Source organism: Anoxybacter fermentans (genome assembly GCF_003991135.1).
Taxonomy (GTDB): Bacteria; Bacillota; Halanaerobiia; order DY22613; family DY22613; genus Anoxybacter; species Anoxybacter fermentans.
On record NZ_CP016379.1, the window covers coordinates 3,112,233 to 3,133,119 of the forward strand.

The following is a 20,887-nucleotide window of genomic DNA, read 5'->3' on the forward strand; positions in this document are numbered from 1 at the left end:
CATTTTAGTGAGATTGAAAAGAATGGTTTCATTACAGGAGGTGATAAGCTGGGTCTAAGGGTCGGAAGGATCCATTGATTAGTGTGCCTTATTTCGACTCAAAGCGAACTTTAAATGGTTTAAAAAATTTCTTTTGAAGTGAAAAATTAGTTTTTTCAGTAAAATCATAATAGCGTTAATTTATGAGCAACTTTTTAAGCCTATTTGCATTATAGAATATAACGAATTTTATAGAATGTTTTTTTTGCTTACCATCATATAGTCAAGATGGATGGTCTGGAAGAGTCTCAAAGATAAAAAAATCAATGAGAAGATTGGATTTATTCAGAGATTGAATAGGATTAGAAAAATCGGGTCAAAATTGACCCGATTTTCTTATAAACCACAATTGTATTTTTTTTTATTTATATTTAAATTGTTCAATTAATTGTTTCAACTCTTCTGCCATTTGGTGCAATTTTTCAGCTGAAGTGGAAATCTCTTCAATAGTTGCTGTCTGTTCTTCAGTAGAAGCAGATACTTCTTCAGCACTTGCTGAAGTCTGTTGGGCAATAACAGCCACTTCTTCAATTTTCTCCAGGATTTGATTACTGAAATCAGTAATTTTTTCAATATATGTATTGGCTTTATTAGCAAATTCTAGATTATCTTTAGCTGCGGAAACAATCTCATCAAAAATACCTGAGGTTGTTTCCACTACTTTATTTCCGGCTTTTACTTCTTTAATTCCATGCTCCATAGCTATATTAACCTTGGAGGTTTCTTCCTGGGTTTCTTTGATTAGTTTACCAATCTCTTCAGCAGAAGTTACTGTTTCTTCGGCCAGGGCTTTAATTTCGTCTGCAACTACTGCAAATCCTTTTCCAGCTTCACCAGCTCTAGCAGCTTCGATTGCTGCATTTAAAGCCAGTAACTGAGTCTGGTTAGCTATTCGGTTAATAATTTCGACAATTTCATTGATCTTATTTGATTTATTTACCAATTCATTTACAACTGCCGACGTCTCGGTAATGGTATTTTGAATCTGGTTCATCTGATTTCTAATCTTTTCTATAGCCTTTTTACCTTCTTGAGCACTTTGAGATGTTTTTTGAGCAGATTCGCCAACCTGTGTTCCCATTTTTCCTAATTCTACAACTTCTTTTGATAAAAGCCGGGTCATTGATGCGGCTTTTTCCATTGTATTGGATTGTTCATTTGCTCTAGAAGCTACCTCTTCTATTGAAGCGGAGATCTCCTCTGAGACAGCAGTGGAATCTAAAGAAGCTTTTGATAGTTGATTGCTAGCAGAATTAACAAAATCAGATACAGATGCAATTTTTTCAATCAAATTACAAAGTTTTTCAGTCATTGTATTAAAACCTTTACCTACTTCACCAACTTCATCCTTTGATTTAATGTTTGCTTTCACTGTTAAATCTCCCAATGCTGCTTTATTAAATGCCTCTTTTAAATTAATTAAAGGTTTGGAAATGGTTCTGGCAAGTATAAAACCTAATGCAGCAGCAAGGATAAGTGCTGTAATTGTTAATCCTAATAGTAAATTTCTTAAATTTATCATTTCTTTTAATGCTTCTTTTTTGGTTCCTGTAACTGCAAGGATATGTCCATTTGCTAAATGGGAATAACCTAATATTTTGTCCTGTCCTTTGTAATTATATTCTATTACGCCTGAATGTTTTGTTTTTATGGTTTCAGCAAGAGATTTAAAAAAGCCATTTTCTATGGTTTTAAGATTGTCGTTTTCAGTAAAATTAGGGTGAGCTAAAAAATTATAATTTTCATTCATTAAAAAAGCATATCCTGTATCATAAACCTCTATATCCAATACTGCTTGCCGAAACTTTTCAAAAGAAACATCTATTCCTGCTACGCCAATTAAAGTATTATCAATATAGATAGGTTCTGTATATGAAATCACATATTTATTGGTAACAGGGTTTATAAATGGGAGAGTCCATAAACCTTTTCCCATTTTAATTGGGTTATAATACCAGGCCATATCCGGATTATCAGGTGTAAATTTGTTAATACTCAATTTAGCTTGTTTTTTAAAATTACCATTTTCATTTTCATCAGCATACCAGATTTGATAAATGTCTCCTGTTAATTCTGGATTAAGGACAAAATAAACTCCTATGGCTCCTGCAGTATTCTTTCCAAAATCCTTAATGATGGGATCTAGTACACTAAGAGAATGTTTTAAAATTTCATCGTTTTTAAGATGGTCAACTTTTAATGAATTTGAAACAGTAATTGATATACTTCTTACAACACATTCATATTGAACAACACTCTGGGAAAATAGATTAGCTGTATTTTCAGCCATTAGGAGTAATTTTTTATATGCTTCCTGTTGAATAACATCTGAACTTTTAATAATACTTATACTACCCACTAACAATGCAATTATGGCAGAACAAACTACAATGGCAAGGATAATTTTGGAGCTGATTTTTTTCATTATACTTCCTCCTCATATGTAATTTATTAAAAAAAGTTTTATAGTGTAAAGCCTTGTAAATCAAAGGCTTTTCCACATCTAAAAATTTACTGAAAATGTTATTCCAGAGAGCGTAAACTTACGCAAAAAGAGGTGACTGATACTCCAGTTTAAAAAACTTAACAAAAAAGTGAAGACACTAAGTGTTACTGCACAATCCAAAAGAATCTGCTTTACCAGCAGGAATATTCATCAATCCACGCAGTCAACTCATAGGTTTTCACTTACCTCAAAAATAACATTTTTAACATAAATAGTCAAGACTTACAGAGAAATTTTAAACTAAAAACTTTATTATATTTTCACAATTTATTTAAGTTTAAAAATTTTTTGTGTTTTCTGCGTGGAAAATACGTTAAATTAGGATATAATTATTTTTGATTTTTTTGAAAATAAGGTTTTTATTATTAAAAATATTTTGGGTCTATAATTAATGTTGTGAAGAAAAAATTATAAAAAATAAAAAGGCATTTGCTGGCTCCGTTGAATTAATTAGTTGCGAACTAAAAACCAAAGAAAGGAGTCCAGCAAATGCAATATAATAATATCATAAAATTTCTTGATTTGCCAGACATTATTGCAACTGAAATTATTTCAACGGAGGACAGATATATTTTTATCGCTGAAGCAAAGAAAAATCACATTGTGTGTCCTCAGTGTGGTAATATCACTAATAAAATCCATGATACAAAATGGCAAAATATTAGAGACATCCCCATAAGAGGTAAACTAGTAATCATTAGACTTCTAAAGAAAAGATATCGTTGTCCTTATTGTCATAAGAGGGGTATCCCTGAAAAATATGAAAGTATTGATAAATATGCCCGTAAAACCAAACGCTTTGATAAATATCTTGCTAAAGAAACTGTCAGCAAGGATTATTCTAAAGTTGCTAGAGAAAACGGGTTAAGTTATACAGCTGTTAATAATGCAGTTAAAAAAGTAGTTGACCCTCTCATTAAACAACAAGTTTCAAAACTTAGTCAATTAAAAGCCATCAGTATCGATGAATTTGCAGTTTTAAAACGCCATAAATATGGAGTTAGCATTACAGATCCAATTAATCGGGAGTTAATTGACATTTTACCTACTCGCAAAAAGGATGATTTAATTGACTACTTTAATTGTTGGGAAGATGAACAAAGACGACAGATTCAATCGATCTCTATGGATATGTGGCGGCCGTTCAAAGCAGTAGCAGATGCAGCATTTACTCATGCAAAAATTGTTATAGATAAATTTCATCTTGTAACTTTAATGAACAGAGCCCTTGATGAAGTTAGAAAACAAGTTCAACAAACAGTAAATAATCATCAGAGAAGAAAGTTTTTTCAAAGTCGTTTATTACTCCAAAAACGAGCTGAAGAATTGACAGATGAAGAACATGAAAAGCTCATCAAATTATTTGAACTCAGTCCAGCTCTAGAAAAGGCCTGGGAATTAAAAGAGGAATTCAGAGACTTATTGCAGCTAGATGATGTGAAAGAAGCCACCAGAGCTCTAAAAAGGTGGTATAAAGAAGTAATAAAAAGCAAGCTGATGCCTTTTTACCAGGTAAAAAAGATAATACAAAGATGGGAAGAAAAAATACTAAATTATTTTAAGACTAAGATAACCAATGGCTTTGCTGAGGGTATCAATAACAAGATTAAATTGATCAAAAGGATTGGATATGGTGTTCCAAATGTTATGAATCTAAGGAGAAGAGTATTTAATGCAATGTTAAGTTATTAAATTTAAATGTTTATTTCAAAATCAATTTACCAATCAATTCAACGGAGCCAACTTATCTTTCACAACATTTGACGGAGAGCCAATATTTTTAAATTTTTAAAGCTATATTAGTCATAAATTTAAAGAAAAAATCAGAAAAAAATCTATTCTAGTAGGGAAGCTACCAGAATAGGTCAATTTTTATATTAAACTAGTGGCAAATGGCTGTCATAGTAGTTAAGTCCAATAATTTAACTGCCTTAGACCCTATACTTTTGCGTCCTTACCTTTCGATAGATTTGCCTTTTTCACTTGTCAGGCCTCTATTATAATTTATTACTATATTGGCAAAGAAAATCCTTCCGTAAGTATTAAAGAGGAATTTATTATTTTATTCTATCAAAAATAATCATTTTTCCTTTTAATTATTTAGTATTTTTTATATTTTATTAATTTTTTTCAATCTACGCATATTATATAGTTCATACAGGTATTTAAGGTTAATGGAGTTTTGTTGTTAATTGAGTCAAAAGAAATTCTATTATAGATAATTTAATAACTACATCATCTTAATAATTAGAGAATTAAGATTTGCTTGCTAAGGTTATCGGAAAGGTATTGTCTAAAAGAAATATTATGGAATTTATGATTAATTTAACATAAAATTATTGATTATACAAAGAAAGAGTAATATAATAGAGTTGAGGAAATTTTAAAAAATACCTAGAGGTGTTATATATGCTAGAACAGTTAAAAAAAGAGTTAAAAAAGAGAATTAAAAATGGTCTGGAAGATGAAACCTTAAAGCGATTGTATACTAAGGAAGTAAAAATTTTATTTGAGTCTATTATAGATGCCAAAGATATAGATGATATTGCTGTTCAGGTCAAATTGAAGTTAGTCCAGAAATTGTTTAAAGAATATCGATATCAGGAAGCTATATCACTTTTGGAGGATCTATTGGCAAATAAGAATTTGCTTTCTAAAGAAGATTTTCTTAAGGTTTTAGAAAAAAAAGGAATAGCTTTAAGTCGGTCTGGGAGATATGAAGAAGCAGAGGAAATTTTTAAGGAATTGATGGAATCTGATATAAATTCGTTTAAATGTAGAGGAATGATTAATCTGGGTATTATCTATATTCATTTAAACAAATATAGTGGTAAAAGACTTTTAAATGAGGCATATCAGCTCTTAATTGAAGCTCAGAAGTTAATAGAACCAGATAATTGGGAGAACCGGTTTCAAATCCTTTATAATCTGGCCATCATTTTCTTTGAAAAGGGCCGATTTTTGGAATCGCTTAAAAATCTTGAAACTGCACTGACTTTGACAGATTCAGAACAGCATAAGGCTATGGTCTATAATGAGATGGCCCGGGTTTTTATTACTCAATCCCGGATAGATCTGGCTAAGGATTATCTTGATAGGGCAGAACGGATTTTGATTAAACGGCCTAATTATAATGAACTGGCATTGGCCTGGAATTTACATATACGAGGTCTCTGGCATAAAAAGAAGGGTGAATTCACCAATGCTATTAATTGTTTTGAGCTGGCCTTAAGTACCTTTGTAGAAAAAGAATTTTTCTCTGAGGCAGCAGAGGTAAGTTATGAGTTGTATGTTTTAAATAAATTTTTGGAGAGTGGAGAGGCAGAAGAATATCTGGATGATTATCAGTATTATAGTCGATTGATCAGTTGATAGAAGGTCAACCTCAAATGAGGTTGTTTTTTTATTGAATTAAAGGGGAGAAGTTGGAGATAATAAAGATATCATTTCTATAAATGGAGGTATAGTATGAAGTTTTCTTTATGGGCTTTATTAACTGCATTGATAGCAGGTATTACGATGGCTGTGCAGGGTGCTTTGAACTCATCTTTAAGCAAGAAGATTGGTCTTTTAGAAGCTACTTTTGTTGTCCATTTTCTGGCTACCCTTCTTTTGATATTAATTCTTTTTGTTTTTAGATTAGGAAAAGGTGATTTTAGTAAGATGAGCCAGGTGCCCTGGTATATTTATCTGGGTGGGTTATTGGGAGTTATTATTACTTATACAGTGGTAGTTAGTATTCCAAAATTGGGTGCTGCTTTGGCCACAACAGCTATTATTGTTGGTCAGGTATCTACTGCCTGTTTAATTGATCATCTAGGACTCTTTGGGCTAAAGCAGATTGATTTTACCTGGACAAAAGCAGTCGGAATTATCCTCCTTGCCGCTGGTGCACGTTTTATGCTTCATTAAAACCAGCGGGTATACAACTTTTGAAAATCGGGAACAATTTATCTAGAGAATTGTTAAGTAGGAGGATTGAAATGGGTAGAACAATAGAAATGATAGTAGAAAGGTTTAAAGATCTGGTGTATGAATATTGGAATAGTTCGAGTGAAGAAACGGTAAGGTTAAGAGAAGAGATAGAAGATGCAAAGAAAGATTGGATTTGTGCTCAAAATTATTTTCAAAACGTGACAGATCCAGATCTGATTGATCATGCTATTTATATGTTAGAAGCAGCAGAAGCTAAATATACTTATCTTTTAAAACAGGCTAGAAATTCTATGATAAGGTAAAAGACCGGCTGTAGTTTTAACTATGGCTGGTCTTTTTTGTACATTTTTTATTCGACTATAGAATATGATATAAAATAGAGTTAATTGGTTGGAGGAGTGAGAAAAATGGACTGGCAGACTATAATTGCATATTTGTTTGGGCTGGGGTTAATTTATCTTTTTATCTGGATATTATATTATCCTTTAAAAATAACAACAAAAATTATTTTAAATACTTTAGGTGGAGCTATTTTGCTAATATTTTTGAATTTAATAGGAAGGTTTTTTAATTATATAATTCCCATTAATCCAGTAACTGCATTGGTTATTGGATTTTTGGGTATTCCCGGTGTTATTCTTTTGATTATTCTGAAATTTTTAATTTTATGATTTTACCGCAAAATGCTAATTTTTCGAATCATCTAAAGCTCGATTTCCGCCGAAATAAGGCATCCTAATCAAAGGGCCCTCTTGGCCCTTAGAACTAGCTCATCACCTCCTGTGATGAGGCCTTATTTCGTCGGAAATCTCGCTAAGATGATTTGGCGAAAAATTTCTATGTCGCTCAAAATTAGTTTTTTGCAGTTTAATCATAAGATTTAATTTAAGAATTAAGTTATAAATTCCTGAATATTACCTATAATAATGAGGGAGTCATATTAGTAAATTTTTAAGGAGGTGTCACAATAAAAGCTACAATAAAGACTTCTTTTTTAAAATATTATTGAGTACGGAAGGAGGAAAATAGATGGCCCAAATGTTAGAAATTCGCTGGCACGGTCGGGGTGGACAGGGTTCTAAGACTGCATCAATTCTATTAGGTAAAGTCTGTTCTGAAGCCGGAAAATATATTCAGGCATTTCCAGAATATGGGCCTGAGCGGATGGGGGCCCCAGTAATTGCTTATAATCGGATCAGTGATGAAAGGATAACTGTTCACTGTCAGATAGAAACGCCGGATCTGGTAGTTGTATTGGATTCGACTTTAATAGGTGCTATTGATGTAGTGGAAGGTTTAAAGGAAGATGGTAAGATTATTATCAATACTGATCTTGAACCAGAAAAAATGAAAGAAAAGATTGGATTTAATGGTGAGTTATATACCATTGATGCAAATAAGATTTCTGAAGAAGAACTTGGTAGAGCATTTCCCAATACACCATTGTTGGGTGCTGTAGTTAAAGTAACCAGTCTTTTTACAGAAGATGAATTTGTTAAATTAATTCGTAAAGAATTTGAGAAAAAGTTTGCGCACAAACCTGAAGTAATAGATGGCAATATTAATTGCATAAGAAGGGCTTTTCAGGAGGTGAAAAGTGAATAATGGCTACACCGGCTAAAAAACCAGGATGGAGAGATATTCCTATTGGTGGTCGGATTGAAGAAGCTGGAAATGCCCATAAATATCATGTGGGTGGATGGAGAATTCGCCGCCCTGTCTGGGTGAAAGAGAACTGCATCCATTGCCTTTTTTGTTGGGTTTTTTGTCCCGATTCAGCTGTAGAAGTTCATGATGGAAAAATGCATGGCTTCGATTATAATCACTGCAAAGGCTGCGGTATTTGTGCCCAGGAATGTCCGGCAAAGGATAAAGCTATTGAGATGAGACCGGAAGATGTTGAGAACAAATTTGATAATTAATAGTGGAAGGGGGAAGAGAAATGACTAAAAGAATTGCCTTGACAGGAAATGAAGCTATGGCATTGGTTATGAAGCAGATTAATCCCGATGTAGTAGCTGCTTATCCAATCACACCTCAGACAGAAATTGTTCAGATATTTTCTCAGTTTGTAGCTGATGGTGAGATAGATACAGAATTTGTTACTGTTGAGAGTGAACATAGTGCAATGAGTGCTGTGATTGGTGCTTCTGCCGCGGGTGCAAGGGCCATGACTGCTACTTCAGCCAACGGTCTGGCCTTGATGTGGGAAGTTGTATATATCGCAGCTTCATGCCGTCTACCCATAGTTATGGCTGTAGTTAATAGAGCTCTTTCTGGACCGATTAACATCCACTGTGACCATAGTGATGCTATGGGTATGAGAGATAGTGGTTGGATTCAATTATTTGGTGAAAATGCACAGGAAGCTTATGATAATGCTCTTATGGCTGTGCGAATTGCTGAACATAAAGATGTGATGTTACCTGTTGCAGTAAATATGGATGGGTTTATTATCTCTCATGCAGTTGAGAATATTGAAATTGTTGCCAATGAAGATGTAAGAGATTTTGTTGGTGAGTATAATCCAGAAAGATACCTGTTGGATGTACAGAATCCAATTACCGTTGGCCCGGTTGATTTACAGGATTTTTATTTTGAGCATAAACGTCAACAGGTAGAGGCAATGAAAAAAGCAAAAAATGTTATTCAAAAGATTGCTGATGAGTTTGTTAACCTTACAGGTCGTAAGTATTCTTTTTTTGAAGAATATTACCTTGACGATGCAGAGATTGCTCTGGTGGCTATGGGTTCTGCGGCTGGTACAGCTAAAGCAGCTATTGATGAATTGAGGGAGCAAGGTATCAAAGTCGGACTTTTAAAACTCCGTGTTTTTAGACCATTTCCGGCTGAGGAGATTGTGAGAGCTTTAAGTCATATAAAAGTAGTTGGTGTTATGGATCGTGCAGAATCTTTTAATACTATGGGCGGCCCACTCTTCTCAGATATGAGGTCGGCTATGTATGATGGAGAGGCTAATGTTAGAATGATCAATATAATTTACGGTCTGGGAGGTCGTGATATCACTGTAACTGACATTAAAAATATAATCCAGAAGGTTAAAGATGTTAATAATACCGGAAAGATCGAAAATCTGGTTATTCATTACGGAGTCCGTGAATAGGAGGTTTAAGTAATGGCGACATTAAAAGAGCTATCTACTCGAGCTGGTAAATTTAGCGGTGGACACAGACTTTGTCCTGGCTGTGGTGCAGGAATTATTGTGCGCCAGGTTTTAGCGGCTGCTAAAAATCCAGTAGTTGTTGCGTGTGCAACTGGATGTTTGGAGGTTTCTTCAACTATTTATCCATATACTGCCTGGAATACTTCTTTCATTCACAATGCTTTTGAAAATGCTGCTGCTACTATTTCTGGTGTGGAAGCAGCATATAGATCATTAAAAAGGAGAAAGAAATTCGGTTTAGAAGATCAGGAATTTGACTTTATAGCCTTTGGTGGTGATGGTGGTACGTACGATATTGGTTTTCAATCATTATCCGGTGCAATGGAACGAGGCCATAAAATACTCTACATCTGTTACGATAATGGTGCTTATATGAATACTGGAATTCAACGTTCTTCGGCAACTCCAATGGGAGCCAATACCACTACCAGTCCTGCTGGGAAAAAGATTCCTGGTAAAACCCAGTTTAAAAAAGAATTGACTGATGTTATGGCTGCCCACTATATTCCATATGTGGCCCAGGCAGCTCCTTCCAACTGGAAAGATTTAACCCGGAAAGTAGAAAAGGCTCTTTCTATTGATGGGCCGTCCTTTATCAATGTCCTTTCAGTTTGCCCAAGGGGCTGGAGAACTCCCGAAGAGAAAGGCTTAGAAATCACCCGAACGGCTATTGATACCTGTTTTTGGCCTCTCTTTGAAGTTGAAAATGGTACAGACTATACCATCAATTACAAGCCAAAGAATAAGCGACCAATTGAAGAATGGTTGAAGCCTCAGGGCCGTTTTAAGCATCTATTTAAACCTGAAAATAAACATCTGATTGAAAAAATACAAAAGCATATAGATAATAGATGGGAAATGCTCTTAAGACGAGCTGGCGAGATTGATTGAGCTTTGGTTTTAAAAACCTCTGTCTTAAATAGGCAGGGGTTTTTTATAAATTTGGTACCTAAAAGAAAGGATTTAAGATAGAAATGGAGAATTCTTTAAAAAGAGTGGAGGGGATCTTACGTGAAACCAAAAATTTATCTGGTATTGATAATATCCGGATTATTATTATATTCTATTTCCTGTGGAGGTAATGCAAAAAATACTGATTTACGATATGAACCGATCGAAAAGAAGTTAAAATATAAAAATCAGATTTTTCTAGAAAGTGTAATTGATACCGGTAAAATCCATGTAACGACTAAAATGATTTTATTAAGTTTTCTGGAAAATGAAATTACAAAAAACGAAAATAATCTACTTTTAAAGATGACATTTACAGATATTAATCTCGGCCATTTTAAAAGGGAACTTCAGATATTGGACAAAGATGTACAGGCAGTGGATTTAAAAGATAAAGCAGAGGTAGAGGCCGAATTAAAAGATAAGGTAATTCATAAATGGGTTAATTTAATTGTTGATGAGAAAGGTCGAATTCTAGAAAAATATTATTCCTCAGACCTGGATAAAGTAAATTTTATTAACCTGACCGGGATAGCAGAACAGTTTTTTATTCATTTTCCAAAAGGAGAGGTTGAGATAGGTCAACAGTGGGAAGAAGATTATTCTTCTACTATTCCACCTTATGATAAGGGCCAACCTTTTGCAGGTACTATTAAATATACATACCTGGGTCAGGAAGAACGGAAGGGGATTCTCTGTTATAAAATTCAGGCGGTGCTATTTTTGGAAGAAGAACGTCAGGTAGGGGAAAATATAACCCGGGTTTCCCGAATTGGTACCGGAACATTATATTTTGCAGTTGATGGTACATATCTGGTGGAGAGTGAAGTATCCAGTGATTTATCTCTTTTGAGTGTGGTAAATGGAAACGGGGAAGAAAAGGATCGAAATTTTATCCGGACCAGAATTGACCAGAAAATTGAGGTAGTATTTGAATAAAAAAACCGGATAGGTATTTACAACCTATCCGGTTTTTTAGTTTTTGTTTTAATCAACAGTGATTAATTCATATTTCCGGCTTCCCATACCTAATTCTTCAGCGTATTTTAAAAGATGCTGACCATCTGTATCGGGATGGACACCACGGAATTTATCAGCGCCAGGTTCAAAATTGGTCTTTAATGCACTATCTTTGATTCCTTCCTGTTGGTTTATTAAATCAATTGAAGCCTGGTCAATGGCTACCGGATCTTTGGATGCCAGGATTCCGATATCCGGGACGATAGGTTTGTCACTCCAACCACAGCAGTCACAGTCAGGTGTAACATTCATAACGAAGTTGATATAACCTATTTTTTCTTCCCGGCCTTGAACGACGCCAAGGGTGTACTCGACTATTTTCTCCATTACAATTTTTGATTCAGATTTCCAGTTGATACTTATTGCCTGGTCCCGACAGGTGACTACACATTCACCGCATCCGATACATTTTTCATGATTGATTATACTTTTTTCGTCTGTAATAATTATGGCATCGGCCGGACACCATTTCGTACACCGCTGGCATTTTTTACACTTTTCTTCTTTAATATTTGGAAGAAGGTCAGAGTGCATCATCTGCTTACCGCTGCGGCTGCCGAGACCCATTCCTACATTTTTAAAAGCCCCACCAAATCCAGTTACTGTATGTCCTTTTACGTGAGAGACTGCAATCATTGCATCGGCATACATAACTTCTGCACCAATTTTGACAGAATCAAAGTGTTTTCCTTTAATCGGTACTTCAATATAGCTTTTACCTGTTAATCCATCAGCAATGATGATTGGTGCTTCAACGGTGGCATAACTGAAGCCGTTTCTTAAGGCAGTGGTTATATGATCAACTGAGTTGGCGCGAGTCCCCACATAAAGGGTATTGGCATCAGTTAAAAAAGGTTTGGCCCCGGTTTTTTTGATCTCCTGAACTAATTTTCTAATGTAAATGGGGCGAATAAAACCAGTATTACCCTCTTCACCGAAATGGAGTTTTATGGCTACCAATTCATTGGGGTTAAGCATTTCATGGAATCCGGCTTTATAAAATAGCTTGCTTAATTTTTTTACCAGACTTTCAGAATGTTTAGTTGCCCGCATATTAGCAAAGTAGACTTTGCTCATAAAATTCCTCCTTTTCTTTTACCAGTATTTAGTTTATTATTAGTATAACCCAAAAAATTAATAAAATCAAATGCTAAAATTAATTGTAGAAACTTATCACATTAAGTTAAAAACTCTAAAAATATCTAGAAGGCTTATAAAAAAGTCAATCTTTTGAGGAGGACAATAATAAAAAAATATTTCAGGCTGTTGAAAAAGGTGAGGTGCACATAACCTGCTTCCACGGAGGAATAGAAAAACTAAATATAATTTCTTTTGCTACCAGACGCTCCGCCCTCCTGGTTCTAGCCTTGACTTATATGCTTCAGAAATTATATTTAGTTTTTCTGGCAGTGCACGGGCAAGTCTCTAAAAAAGAAGGGTTTGTCAAAAACCTCTATTACTTTAACAGTATTGCTTTACAAATTCAAAACAAATCACTTCTAGTTAACTGCAAGGAGCAGTTTTTCCTTCTTTACTCTTTTAATTAACTTACTATACTAATTTAAATTAATATTTATTGATCATTTGTTCAACTATAGATTTTAATTTTATTTTCTCAGAAAACTTCTTCTTTCAGGTTTTTAAGTGTTTTTAAAGCTTTTTTCATGATGAAGTGGGGTTATAGTTCGTTTGCTCTTACCTTCTGTGCATCGAGATTTTTCAAAATCCTGATCACAATTTTTTTTAAAAATAAAATCTCTTAACGGGTCTGTTTTGTGATCTTTAATCCTAATAATAAAAATTTTGATACAAAGAGCAGGAGTTAAGAAAAATATGTAGAATTATTGCATAAAATAAAATCCCAGATTTCACATATAAAGGTAAACTTACCTAAAGGCGGGGGGCGCAAAGTTACGGGCTTAAGGTAATATTGAGATTTGCTATGGTAGCCGGGCTGCCGGAATAGGCTTTGCGTTTGAACGAGAAGTAAAAAAATTATTTTGATTAAGGTTTTTTTGCACTCTTTGTTGAGTAAAAAATTGATTGATTATAATGAGTTTAATTTAAGATAAGGAGGGGTTGCAAAAGTTAGATGGGAAAAATTTAGTTAGTTTTAGAGATTTTAAGGGTAAAAAGTGTGTTAAAACTTTTAACAATACACTCCAAATAAAGGGGGTTTTTTTATGAAAGTGAAAATTTTAATGTTATCAGTATTGTGTGCAATAATTACAGCAGCGTTAATGTGTTTTGTTTCAAATACATTTTATTCTTTTTTGGGGGCAATATTATTATGTATATTGGCAGGCCTTATGTTTACAAGAAGTGTTTTTAAACAATTGATAACTTTAAAGCAAGAAGTAGAAAAATTGGCTAAAGGAGATTTAACTGTAAATCTTCAAGTAACTTCTAGAGATGAATTTGCTGAAATTGGCAAGTCAATAAATCAAGTAGTACAGAATTTGCGAGATAAGATATGGGAAGTTAAAGATAATACTATTGAATTGGAGGAAACCGTTAATGAAATAAATTCTGGAATTGAAGAAACTTCAGCAGCAATGGAAGAAGTAACAGCTTCTATAACGGAAATGGCTAACGGTGCTCAGGAACAAATAAAACAGTTAGAAAATACTGCCAATAATATTATGGAAATAGCTGCAAGTATAAAGGAATTAGCAACCAATTCTCAAAATATTGCAGAATTAGCCCAGAAAGCAGACGAGAATGCTAAAAAGGGTAGTAGATTAATATTAGATGTTATTAAAAGGATAGAAGACTTGAAGAATGTTATTGATGATAGTGTAGAAAATATGTCAAAACTAAAAACGAATGCTGATGGTATTAATAAAATTGCAGAAGTAATTACAAACATTGCAGACCAGACAAACCTTTTAGCATTAAATGCAGCTATTGAAGCGGCAAGGGCAGGTGAAGCGGGTAAGGGTTTTGCTATTGTAGCTGAAGAAATTAGAAAGCTTGCTGAGAATTCTACAAAGGCTACAGGTGAGATTTTAGAAATTATAGAGATAATTCGAAGCAATGTAGATGAAATGGCTATCTCAATTGATCATATAAAAGAAGAAATGACTACATCCCAGGAGCAATCCAGATTGGGAGAGAGAGAATTACAGAAGATTATTACTGGAGTTTCCAGTGTAAGTGAACAGATAGAAATAATAGCTGATGGATTAAAATCAATGGCTGCCGTTAGTGATGAGATTGTAGAGTCTACAAAGAATGTTACTTCAATTGCTCAAAATGCCACTGCTGGAACTGAAGAAGTATCTGCAGCAGCAGAAGAGACTACTTCAGCTATGGAAGAGATGACATCCAAAACCGATGTATTAATTGAAATGGTGGCAAGAATGAAGGAGTCTGTAGAACAATTTAAATTATGATAAAAAGGTTGTTACAAGTTATTTTAAATAGGTATAGAAGATCTTTGGTATAGCTTTTAAAATACTTATTATGTTCTATATGGTCATAAATTCTGGCTAGTACTTGACCAGGGTGAAATCCTTTAAAAAAATGTGATATAATTGATTGAATTTACTTTTCTTTAAAATGATTTTCTGGTATAATGAATAAAAACACTCCTTTCTTTTATATTTTTAATGAAAAAAGGAGTGTTTTTATTGTTTTTTGAAGAAGCTAATGATTTAACATCTTAGTATATTTTATCAATTATGAAGATTGAACTAGAAAATGTATTAATAAATATAACTAATATAGAAAGGAGATAGAATGTAACCAGGTTAAAAAAGGTGGTGCCAATATGGATGGGACAAAAAAATTACCAGATTCTTTAAAGCAAATTGTACAAGAACTGATGATCCAAAATCGGAAATTAAAACTTCAAAATCAGGAATTACAGAGAAAGGTCAAGAGATTTTCTCTTTTTTCTGATATTAATCAGAATTTGAATGGGAAATTTGAACATCAAAAGTTTTATGAGACAATTTTAGAGATGGCTTTAAGAATTTCTAATAATGAAGTTGGTGGGCTATTTATAATTAATCCTTTTAAACACCAGCTGGTACTTAAAGCTTTTGAAGGAGAGGTTGAGCCTGCTGTTTTAAAATGGTTGGAAGGGATGCCTGAAGAAATTGAAAGGATTATATTAAAAGGTGAAATAAGAGAATTGGTATCAGAGGATCCCCTTTTATTAAAAATACAGAGTTTTGATCCCTTGATTAGATCTGGGCTCTTTTTTCCACTGACTTTTAGTCGGGAATTTATTGGATTGGGATTTGTGATGCACCGTCATCAGGAGTTTATGGTTCATCCTGCTCAATATGAAGAAGATATGCGGTTTTTGACAATTCTTGCCCAACAGGCTTACACGTTTGTTGAGTTAAACCGTTTGAATTTTGAACGTAAAAACCAACAACTTTATCTAAAGACTATTGAGGCTCTTACTGGGGCCATTGATGCCAAAGATATGTACACAGCAGGTCATTCCCAGCGGGTGGCAGAAATTTCAACTACTATTGCCTATGAATTAGGATTGACTCAGCGAGAGATTGATATTATTCACTATGGTGCTTTGCTGCATGATATAGGTAAAATCGGTATTCCGGAAAGTATTTTAAATAAAAAAGGACGTTTGACGGATGAAGAGTTTGATATTATTAAAAGGCACCCTGTTATTGGCACCAATATTCTACGTTCTATAGATTTTTTGGAAGATGCATTAAGTATTGTTCGGGCACATCATGAAAGATATGATGGAAAGGGATATCCTGACCAGTTAAAAGGAGAAGATATTCCTTTTATGGCTCGAATTGTTTGCGTTGCTGATGCATGGGATGCTATGACTTCTGACCGTTCTTATCGGAAGGCTTTACCCCTTGAAGTAGTGATTGAAGAGTTAGAGAAAAATGCCGGAACTCAGTTTGATCCAATAATTGTCAGAACACTACAGCGAAAATCTTTTGCAAAGTTAAGAATAATTTAAATTAAATTATATAGACAGGTCGGAAATGTTCGGCTTGTTTTTTTTTGGTTTAATTTTAAAATAGTACAGTACTAAAGGTAATCAGAATATTGATAAAATATAGAATTTAAACTATATCCTAAAAATTACTTGACATAAAGAAATAGGTTTGATAAACTGAGAAAAAATACTTAATATAAATGTCTGTATATTTATGTTAACTATATATTTTTTGCATTATTTATGGGAATGTTTTTTCTTTTATTTGGGAGACTATCATTAGGCCTTTTCTCAAAAGGAGGTACAAAGAGTGGAGAAGTTTTTAAAAGAAGGGTTGACTTTTGATGATGTATTGCTGATTCCCGGTAAGTCTGATGTGCTGCCTCGCCAGGTCTGTACTAAGACCCGTTTTACCCGGAATGTCAATTTAAACATTCCTATTGTTAGTGCTGGAATGGATACAGTGACCGAATCCAAGATGGCCATTGCTATTGCCCGTGAAGGTGGAATTGGAGTTATTCATAAGAATATGTCCATTCAAAGCCAGGCGGAAGAAGTGGACAAAGTAAAACGTTCTGAAAGTGGGGTTATTGTAGATCCCTTCTATTTGCATCCGGATAATTATATTTATGAAGCAGAAGAATTAATGTCTAAATACCATATTTCCGGTGTGCCGATTGTCGATAAGAATCTAAAACTTGTTGGAATCCTGACCAATCGCGATTTACGATTTGTTAATGATTATGGTCGGAAGATTAAGGAAGTTATGACCTCTGAAAATTTAGTGACAGCTCCTGTTGGCACAACATTAGAACAGGCTCAGGAGATTTTGCAAAAGCATAAAATCGAAAAGTTACCATTGGTAGATGAAAATAATGTTTTAAAGGGTTTGATTACTATTAAGGATATTGAAAAGGCTAAACAATTCCCCAATGCTGCTAAAGATGCTCAGAGCAGACTTCTGGTAGCGGCAGCCATTGGGGTCAGCCGGGATACTGAAGCCCGTGCAGAAGCACTGGTTAAAGCTGGAGTGGATGTTCTGGTTGTAGATACAGCCCATGGTCATTCGTTGGGAGTATTAAAAACCGTAGAGTTTTTGAAGAAAAAATTCCCGGATATTGATATTGTAGCCGGAAATGTGGCAACTGCAGAGGCTGTACGCGATCTGATTAATGCGGGAGCAGATGCGGTTAAAGTGGGAATTGGCCCCGGTTCTATCTGTACTACCCGGATTATAGCTGGGGTGGGTGTACCACAGATTACTGCTATTTATGACTGCGCAGAAGAAGCGAAAAAATATAATATTCCGGTTATTGCAGATGGAGGTATTAAATATTCAGGTGATATTGTTAAAGCTATTGCTGCTGGTGCGGATTCTGTAATGTTAGGGAGTCTTTTGGCAGGTACGGATGAAGCTCCCGGTGAATTAGAGATTTATAAAGGCCGTTCCTATAAAAGCTATCGAGGGATGGGTTCTCTTGGAGCTATGAAAGAAGGTAGTAAAGACCGTTACTTCCAGGAAGATGAGAAAAAATTAGTTCCAGAGGGAATTGAAGGACGTGTACCCTATAAAGGACCTGTCGCTGATACAATTTATCAACTGATTGGTGGTTTGCGGGCAGGTATGGGATATTGTGGTACTCGAACTATTGCTGAGTTAAAGGAGAAAGCACAATTTATTCGGATTACCGGAGCAGGCTTACGGGAAAGTCATCCACATGATGTAACTATAACCAAGGAAGCACCTAATTATTCTGTTGATTAATAATTGGAGGATAAAAAGTTTTAAATAAGGGCCCTGAAAAAGGGCCCTTATTTAATTCTTTATAGATATTCTGATGAATTTTGAGTTTCATTACTCAGTTGATGGCTGAAACGATGATTGAGAGTAAGTTCTGTTTTTTTGTCAGAAAAGAAGGTTTATAGAAAAAGGCAATCTACCATTGAATATTTAAAAATCCTTACTTTCATATTATTCTGAAAAGGGGGATTTTTTTAGAAATATTGAGGGTTAAACTGCAGAAAGCTAATTTTTTGCTCCTTGAGAAATTTTTCGAATCATTTAAAGCTCGATTTCCGCCGAAATAAGGCTTCTTAATCAGAGGGCCCTCCTGGCCCTTGATTAGCTCATCACTTCTTGTGATGAGGCCTTATTTCGTCGGAAATTTCGCTAAGATGATTTGGCGAAAAATTTCTATGTCGCTCAAAATTAGCTTTTTGCAGTTTAATCATTAAGTAGATTCGAAGTTTTGCTAAATTAAAGGAAAGGAAGATTATATGTAGAATTATATAAAATTAGGGATAATATTTATATGGCAGATTATCTGATAGTAAAATAATAATTCAAGGGAGGAATGTAAAAGATGAAAATTCTCGTTACCCGTAAGATTCCAGAAGCCGGACTTAAGCTATTAAAAGAAAGGTTTGAAGTGGAAATAAATCCTCATGATCGTAATATGACCAAAGAAGAGATAATAGATGCGATTAAAGATAAAGATGGGCTTTTGTGTCTTCTCTCTGACCCAATTACCGCTGAAGTGATAGATGCTGCTCCTAATCTAAAAGTTATTGCTAACTATGCAGTAGGTTACAATAATATAGATGTTCAGACAGCCACTGAGCGGGGTATTATGGTTTGTAATACTCCAGGAGTTCTTACTGAAGCTACTGCTGATCTGGCCTGGGCTTTACTTATGGCAGTAAGCCGTCGGATTGTGGAATCTGATCATTATGTTCGTGCTGGAAAGTTTGATGGTTGGGCGCCAATGTTACACTTAGGTGGAGATATTTATGGTCGTACTTTAGGTGTTATTGGGATGGGACGAATTGGTACTGCTGTAGCTCGCCGCGGTGCTCTAGGTTTCAATATGAAGGTTCTTTATACTGCTAATTCACCAAAACCTGAGGCAGAGAAAGAATTTGGTGCAAAGAAAGTAAGTTTGGAAGAGTTGTTAAGGGAGTCAGATTATGTATCTATCAATTGTTCGCTTACTCCAGAAACCAAATATATGATCGGCGCTAGAGAATTGAGAATGATGAAAAAGACAGCTTATCTTATAAATACTGCTCGCGGTCCGGTGGTGGATGAGAAAGCTTTGGTAGAAGCACTTAAGGAAGGAATAATTGCTGGTGCAGGTTTAGATGTTTATGAGAATGAACCTGAATTGACTCCTGGACTTGCTGAGCTGGATAATGTAGTATTAACTGCCCATATCGGGAGTGCTACCTCTGAAACCAGAACTAAAATGGCAATAATGAATGCAGAAGATATCATAGCTGCGTTAAAAGGTCGAAAACCTAAGAATTTAGTAAATCCTGAGGTTTTAACAAAGTAGGGGGAAGCCCTATTAAATTGCACAGTATTTTATTTTAGAACATAAACTATAAAAAAGACCCGGTAAAATAGGAGGGAATAAATGTTATGACTCAGGATGAAAATAGATGTATTTTTTGCGGGGAATTACATATAGATGGGATTCGCTTATGTGGTAAGTTGATTTGTGCTTCATGTGAAAAAGACCTGGTCAATACAGAAGTAGATGAACCTGCTTATCAATGTTATAAAAATGGAATTAAAGTGATCTGGAATGGAGAAAAATATCGTCAATTTTTAAATGATAATTTTCATTGATTATCTGGATTACATAAATCTTTTTTTACAGTACGTAATGTATCAACCTTTACACCGATTTGTTTTGCAATTTCATAATCATTCATACCCATAGCCCAGAACTTAATAAAGCGATGATTGGGTTCCCTTTTTCTATTTTTCTCATTAAGCATGAACTCAACTCCTTATGTTTATATTATTTCATTTTCATTATTGACATTTTAGGATTTCTTATGCATTGAAATCTTTACTATTTATGAAAAAAATATTTCTATAGAGGAGAAGGAAGATTTATATAGAAATATAGATAATAAGGGTTAAGTGTGTCTTTTTTTCTGGTAAACTCCATCCTGGGAGGGGGGAATAAAAAATGAAATTGATTATGGCTATAGTTCATGACAAAGATGCTCATAATCTGGCTGATGCATTGGTAGCTAATAAAGTACAGGTTACAAAACTGGCCTCAACAGGCGGGTTTTTACGCGAAGGGAATACTACTTTTTTAATTGGTATAGACAATGAAAGGGTACCAGAAATTATTGAAATAATTCGCCGAAACTGTAAGTCCAGAACCCAGACAGTTACTCCTGTCTATCCTGTAGGTAATTCCATTGAGACCGGTATTACTTATCCTACTGAGATTCAGGTAGGTGGAGCTACAGTATTTGTTCTTAACGTTGAGCAATTCCATAAACTCTGATTTGTGAT

19 protein-coding genes and 2 riboswitches are annotated in these 20,887 nt (G+C 34.5%); of the genes, 16 read left to right on the forward strand and 3 right to left on the reverse strand.

Translation table 11 applies throughout. The features are described 5' to 3' along the window. Nucleotides 1-400 precede the first annotated feature (400 nt). Entirely contained in the window at nucleotides 401-2,464 is a 2,064-nt protein-coding gene (locus BBF96_RS14170; RefSeq protein ID WP_127017756.1) for a methyl-accepting chemotaxis protein, read from the reverse strand. Nucleotides 2,465-3,034: 570 nt separating this feature from the next. Here BBF96_RS14170 and BBF96_RS14175 point away from each other — a divergent pair. The 10 genes from BBF96_RS14175 to BBF96_RS14220 all read left to right on the forward strand — a co-directional run bounded on the left by BBF96_RS14175 (nucleotide 3,035) and on the right by BBF96_RS14220 (nucleotide 11,555). Beyond that, nucleotides 3,035-4,237 (forward strand): ISL3 family transposase, encoded by a 1,203-nt coding sequence (locus BBF96_RS14175; protein WP_081499421.1) that lies wholly within the window; start codon nucleotides 3,035-3,037, stop codon nucleotides 4,235-4,237. A 192-nt stretch (nucleotides 4,238-4,429) separates the two neighbouring features. Continuing rightward, a riboswitch (cyclic di-GMP riboswitch) is annotated at nucleotides 4,430-4,530 on the reverse strand. A gap of 424 nt (nucleotides 4,531-4,954) precedes the next feature. Next, nucleotides 4,955-5,917, forward strand: coding sequence for a tetratricopeptide repeat protein (locus BBF96_RS14180; protein WP_127017757.1), 963 nt, complete (start codon nucleotides 4,955-4,957; stop codon nucleotides 5,915-5,917). Between the two features lie 96 nt (nucleotides 5,918-6,013). Further along, entirely contained in the window at nucleotides 6,014-6,457 is a 444-nt protein-coding gene (locus BBF96_RS14185; RefSeq protein ID WP_127017758.1) for a DMT family transporter, read from the forward strand. Nucleotides 6,458-6,528: 71 nt separating this feature from the next. After that, a complete protein-coding gene (locus BBF96_RS14190) occupies nucleotides 6,529-6,783 on the forward strand; it encodes a YaaL family protein (RefSeq protein WP_127017759.1) in 255 nt (84 codons plus the stop codon). Between the two features lie 105 nt (nucleotides 6,784-6,888). After that, the gene (locus BBF96_RS14195; protein ID WP_127017760.1) at nucleotides 6,889-7,152 is read left to right on the forward strand and encodes a pro-sigmaK processing inhibitor BofA family protein; all 264 of its coding nucleotides are present in this window, start codon (nucleotides 6,889-6,891) and stop codon (nucleotides 7,150-7,152) included. A gap of 358 nt (nucleotides 7,153-7,510) precedes the next feature. Continuing rightward, the gene (locus BBF96_RS14200) at nucleotides 7,511-8,086 is read left to right on the forward strand and encodes a 2-oxoacid:acceptor oxidoreductase family protein (protein WP_127017761.1); all 576 of its coding nucleotides are present in this window, start codon (nucleotides 7,511-7,513) and stop codon (nucleotides 8,084-8,086) included. After that, nucleotides 8,086-8,403: a 4Fe-4S dicluster-binding protein gene (locus tag BBF96_RS14205; RefSeq protein ID WP_127017762.1), complete on the forward strand. Its 318-nt coding sequence runs from the start codon at nucleotides 8,086-8,088 to the stop codon at nucleotides 8,401-8,403. The genes BBF96_RS14200 and BBF96_RS14205 overlap by 1 nt, the downstream gene beginning before the upstream one ends. 20 nt (nucleotides 8,404-8,423) lie before the next feature. Next, nucleotides 8,424-9,605, forward strand: coding sequence for a transketolase C-terminal domain-containing protein (locus tag BBF96_RS14210; protein ID WP_127017763.1), 1,182 nt, complete (start codon nucleotides 8,424-8,426; stop codon nucleotides 9,603-9,605). 12 nt (nucleotides 9,606-9,617) lie between these two features. Next, nucleotides 9,618-10,556, forward strand: coding sequence for a thiamine pyrophosphate-dependent enzyme (locus BBF96_RS14215; protein WP_127017764.1), 939 nt, complete (start codon nucleotides 9,618-9,620; stop codon nucleotides 10,554-10,556). A gap of 120 nt (nucleotides 10,557-10,676) precedes the next feature. Next, entirely contained in the window at nucleotides 10,677-11,555 is an 879-nt protein-coding gene (locus tag BBF96_RS14220; protein ID WP_127017765.1) for a hypothetical protein, read from the forward strand. A gap of 48 nt (nucleotides 11,556-11,603) precedes the next feature. On the opposite strand, the gene BBF96_RS14225 is transcribed toward BBF96_RS14220, so the two are convergent. Continuing rightward, nucleotides 11,604-12,713, reverse strand: coding sequence for a DUF362 domain-containing protein (locus BBF96_RS14225; RefSeq protein WP_127017766.1), 1,110 nt, complete (start codon nucleotides 12,711-12,713; stop codon nucleotides 11,604-11,606). Nucleotides 12,714-13,505: 792 nt separating this feature from the next. Continuing rightward, nucleotides 13,506-13,598, forward strand: a riboswitch (cyclic di-GMP riboswitch). A 221-nt stretch (nucleotides 13,599-13,819) separates the two neighbouring features. Here BBF96_RS14225 and BBF96_RS14230 point away from each other — a divergent pair. The 5 genes from BBF96_RS14230 (at nucleotide 13,820) to BBF96_RS14250 (ending at nucleotide 20,200) form a co-directional block, all read left to right on the forward strand. Continuing rightward, the gene (locus tag BBF96_RS14230) at nucleotides 13,820-15,031 is read left to right on the forward strand and encodes a methyl-accepting chemotaxis protein (protein ID WP_127017767.1); all 1,212 of its coding nucleotides are present in this window, start codon (nucleotides 13,820-13,822) and stop codon (nucleotides 15,029-15,031) included. Between the two features lie 377 nt (nucleotides 15,032-15,408). Continuing rightward, nucleotides 15,409-16,590, forward strand: a complete 1,182-nt coding sequence (locus BBF96_RS14235) for an HD-GYP domain-containing protein (RefSeq protein WP_127017768.1) — start codon at nucleotides 15,409-15,411, stop codon at nucleotides 16,588-16,590. Between the two features lie 289 nt (nucleotides 16,591-16,879). After that, on the forward strand, nucleotides 16,880-18,334 hold the full coding sequence (gene guaB / locus BBF96_RS14240) for an IMP dehydrogenase (RefSeq protein WP_127017769.1): 1,455 nt from the start codon (nucleotides 16,880-16,882) through the stop codon (nucleotides 18,332-18,334). Nucleotides 18,335-18,932: 598 nt separating this feature from the next. Further along, the gene (locus tag BBF96_RS14245) at nucleotides 18,933-19,904 is read left to right on the forward strand and encodes a 2-hydroxyacid dehydrogenase (RefSeq protein WP_127017770.1); all 972 of its coding nucleotides are present in this window, start codon (nucleotides 18,933-18,935) and stop codon (nucleotides 19,902-19,904) included. A gap of 86 nt (nucleotides 19,905-19,990) precedes the next feature. Continuing rightward, on the forward strand, nucleotides 19,991-20,200 hold the full coding sequence (locus tag BBF96_RS14250; RefSeq protein ID WP_127017771.1) for a sigma factor G inhibitor Gin: 210 nt from the start codon (nucleotides 19,991-19,993) through the stop codon (nucleotides 20,198-20,200). On the opposite strand, the gene BBF96_RS16545 is transcribed toward BBF96_RS14250, so the two are convergent. Then, nucleotides 20,194-20,352: a hypothetical protein gene (locus tag BBF96_RS16545; protein WP_164731112.1), complete on the reverse strand. Its 159-nt coding sequence runs from the start codon at nucleotides 20,350-20,352 to the stop codon at nucleotides 20,194-20,196. The two genes, BBF96_RS14250 and BBF96_RS16545, sit on opposite strands and share 7 nt — an antisense overlap. 197 nt (nucleotides 20,353-20,549) lie before the next feature. On the opposite strand from BBF96_RS16545, the gene BBF96_RS14255 reads away from it, so the two are divergent. After that, the gene (locus BBF96_RS14255) at nucleotides 20,550-20,879 is read left to right on the forward strand and encodes a cyclic-di-AMP receptor (protein WP_127017772.1); all 330 of its coding nucleotides are present in this window, start codon (nucleotides 20,550-20,552) and stop codon (nucleotides 20,877-20,879) included. Nucleotides 20,880-20,887 lie beyond the last annotated feature (8 nt).

Excerpts from the sequence above, each read along its gene's own strand:
- BBF96_RS14205 (WP_127017762.1), top strand. The coding sequence starts at position 8,086 with ATGGCTACACCGGCTAAAAAACCAGGATGGAGAGATATTCCTATTGGT.
- BBF96_RS14170 (WP_127017756.1), bottom strand. The coding sequence starts at position 2,464 with ATGAAAAAAATCAGCTCCAAAATTATCCTTGCCATTGTAGTTTGTTCT.
- BBF96_RS16545 (WP_164731112.1), bottom strand. The coding sequence starts at position 20,352 with ATGCTTAATGAGAAAAATAGAAAAAGGGAACCCAATCATCGCTTTATT.
- BBF96_RS14200 (WP_127017761.1), top strand. The coding sequence starts at position 7,511 with ATGGCCCAAATGTTAGAAATTCGCTGGCACGGTCGGGGTGGACAGGGT.
- BBF96_RS14190 (WP_127017759.1), top strand. The coding sequence starts at position 6,529 with ATGGGTAGAACAATAGAAATGATAGTAGAAAGGTTTAAAGATCTGGTG.
- BBF96_RS14230 (WP_127017767.1), top strand. The coding sequence starts at position 13,820 with ATGAAAGTGAAAATTTTAATGTTATCAGTATTGTGTGCAATAATTACA.
- BBF96_RS14245 (WP_127017770.1), top strand. The coding sequence starts at position 18,933 with ATGAAAATTCTCGTTACCCGTAAGATTCCAGAAGCCGGACTTAAGCTA.
- BBF96_RS14225 (WP_127017766.1), bottom strand. The coding sequence starts at position 12,713 with ATGAGCAAAGTCTACTTTGCTAATATGCGGGCAACTAAACATTCTGAA.
- BBF96_RS14195 (WP_127017760.1), top strand. The coding sequence starts at position 6,889 with ATGGACTGGCAGACTATAATTGCATATTTGTTTGGGCTGGGGTTAATT.
- BBF96_RS14215 (WP_127017764.1), top strand. The coding sequence starts at position 9,618 with ATGGCGACATTAAAAGAGCTATCTACTCGAGCTGGTAAATTTAGCGGT.
- BBF96_RS14180 (WP_127017757.1), top strand. The coding sequence starts at position 4,955 with ATGCTAGAACAGTTAAAAAAAGAGTTAAAAAAGAGAATTAAAAATGGT.
- BBF96_RS14175 (WP_081499421.1), top strand. The coding sequence starts at position 3,035 with ATGCAATATAATAATATCATAAAATTTCTTGATTTGCCAGACATTATT.
- BBF96_RS14210 (WP_127017763.1), top strand. The coding sequence starts at position 8,424 with ATGACTAAAAGAATTGCCTTGACAGGAAATGAAGCTATGGCATTGGTT.
- BBF96_RS14185 (WP_127017758.1), top strand. The coding sequence starts at position 6,014 with ATGAAGTTTTCTTTATGGGCTTTATTAACTGCATTGATAGCAGGTATT.
- BBF96_RS14250 (WP_127017771.1), top strand. The coding sequence starts at position 19,991 with ATGACTCAGGATGAAAATAGATGTATTTTTTGCGGGGAATTACATATA.
- BBF96_RS14235 (WP_127017768.1), top strand. The coding sequence starts at position 15,409 with ATGGATGGGACAAAAAAATTACCAGATTCTTTAAAGCAAATTGTACAA.
- BBF96_RS14255 (WP_127017772.1), top strand. The coding sequence starts at position 20,550 with ATGAAATTGATTATGGCTATAGTTCATGACAAAGATGCTCATAATCTG.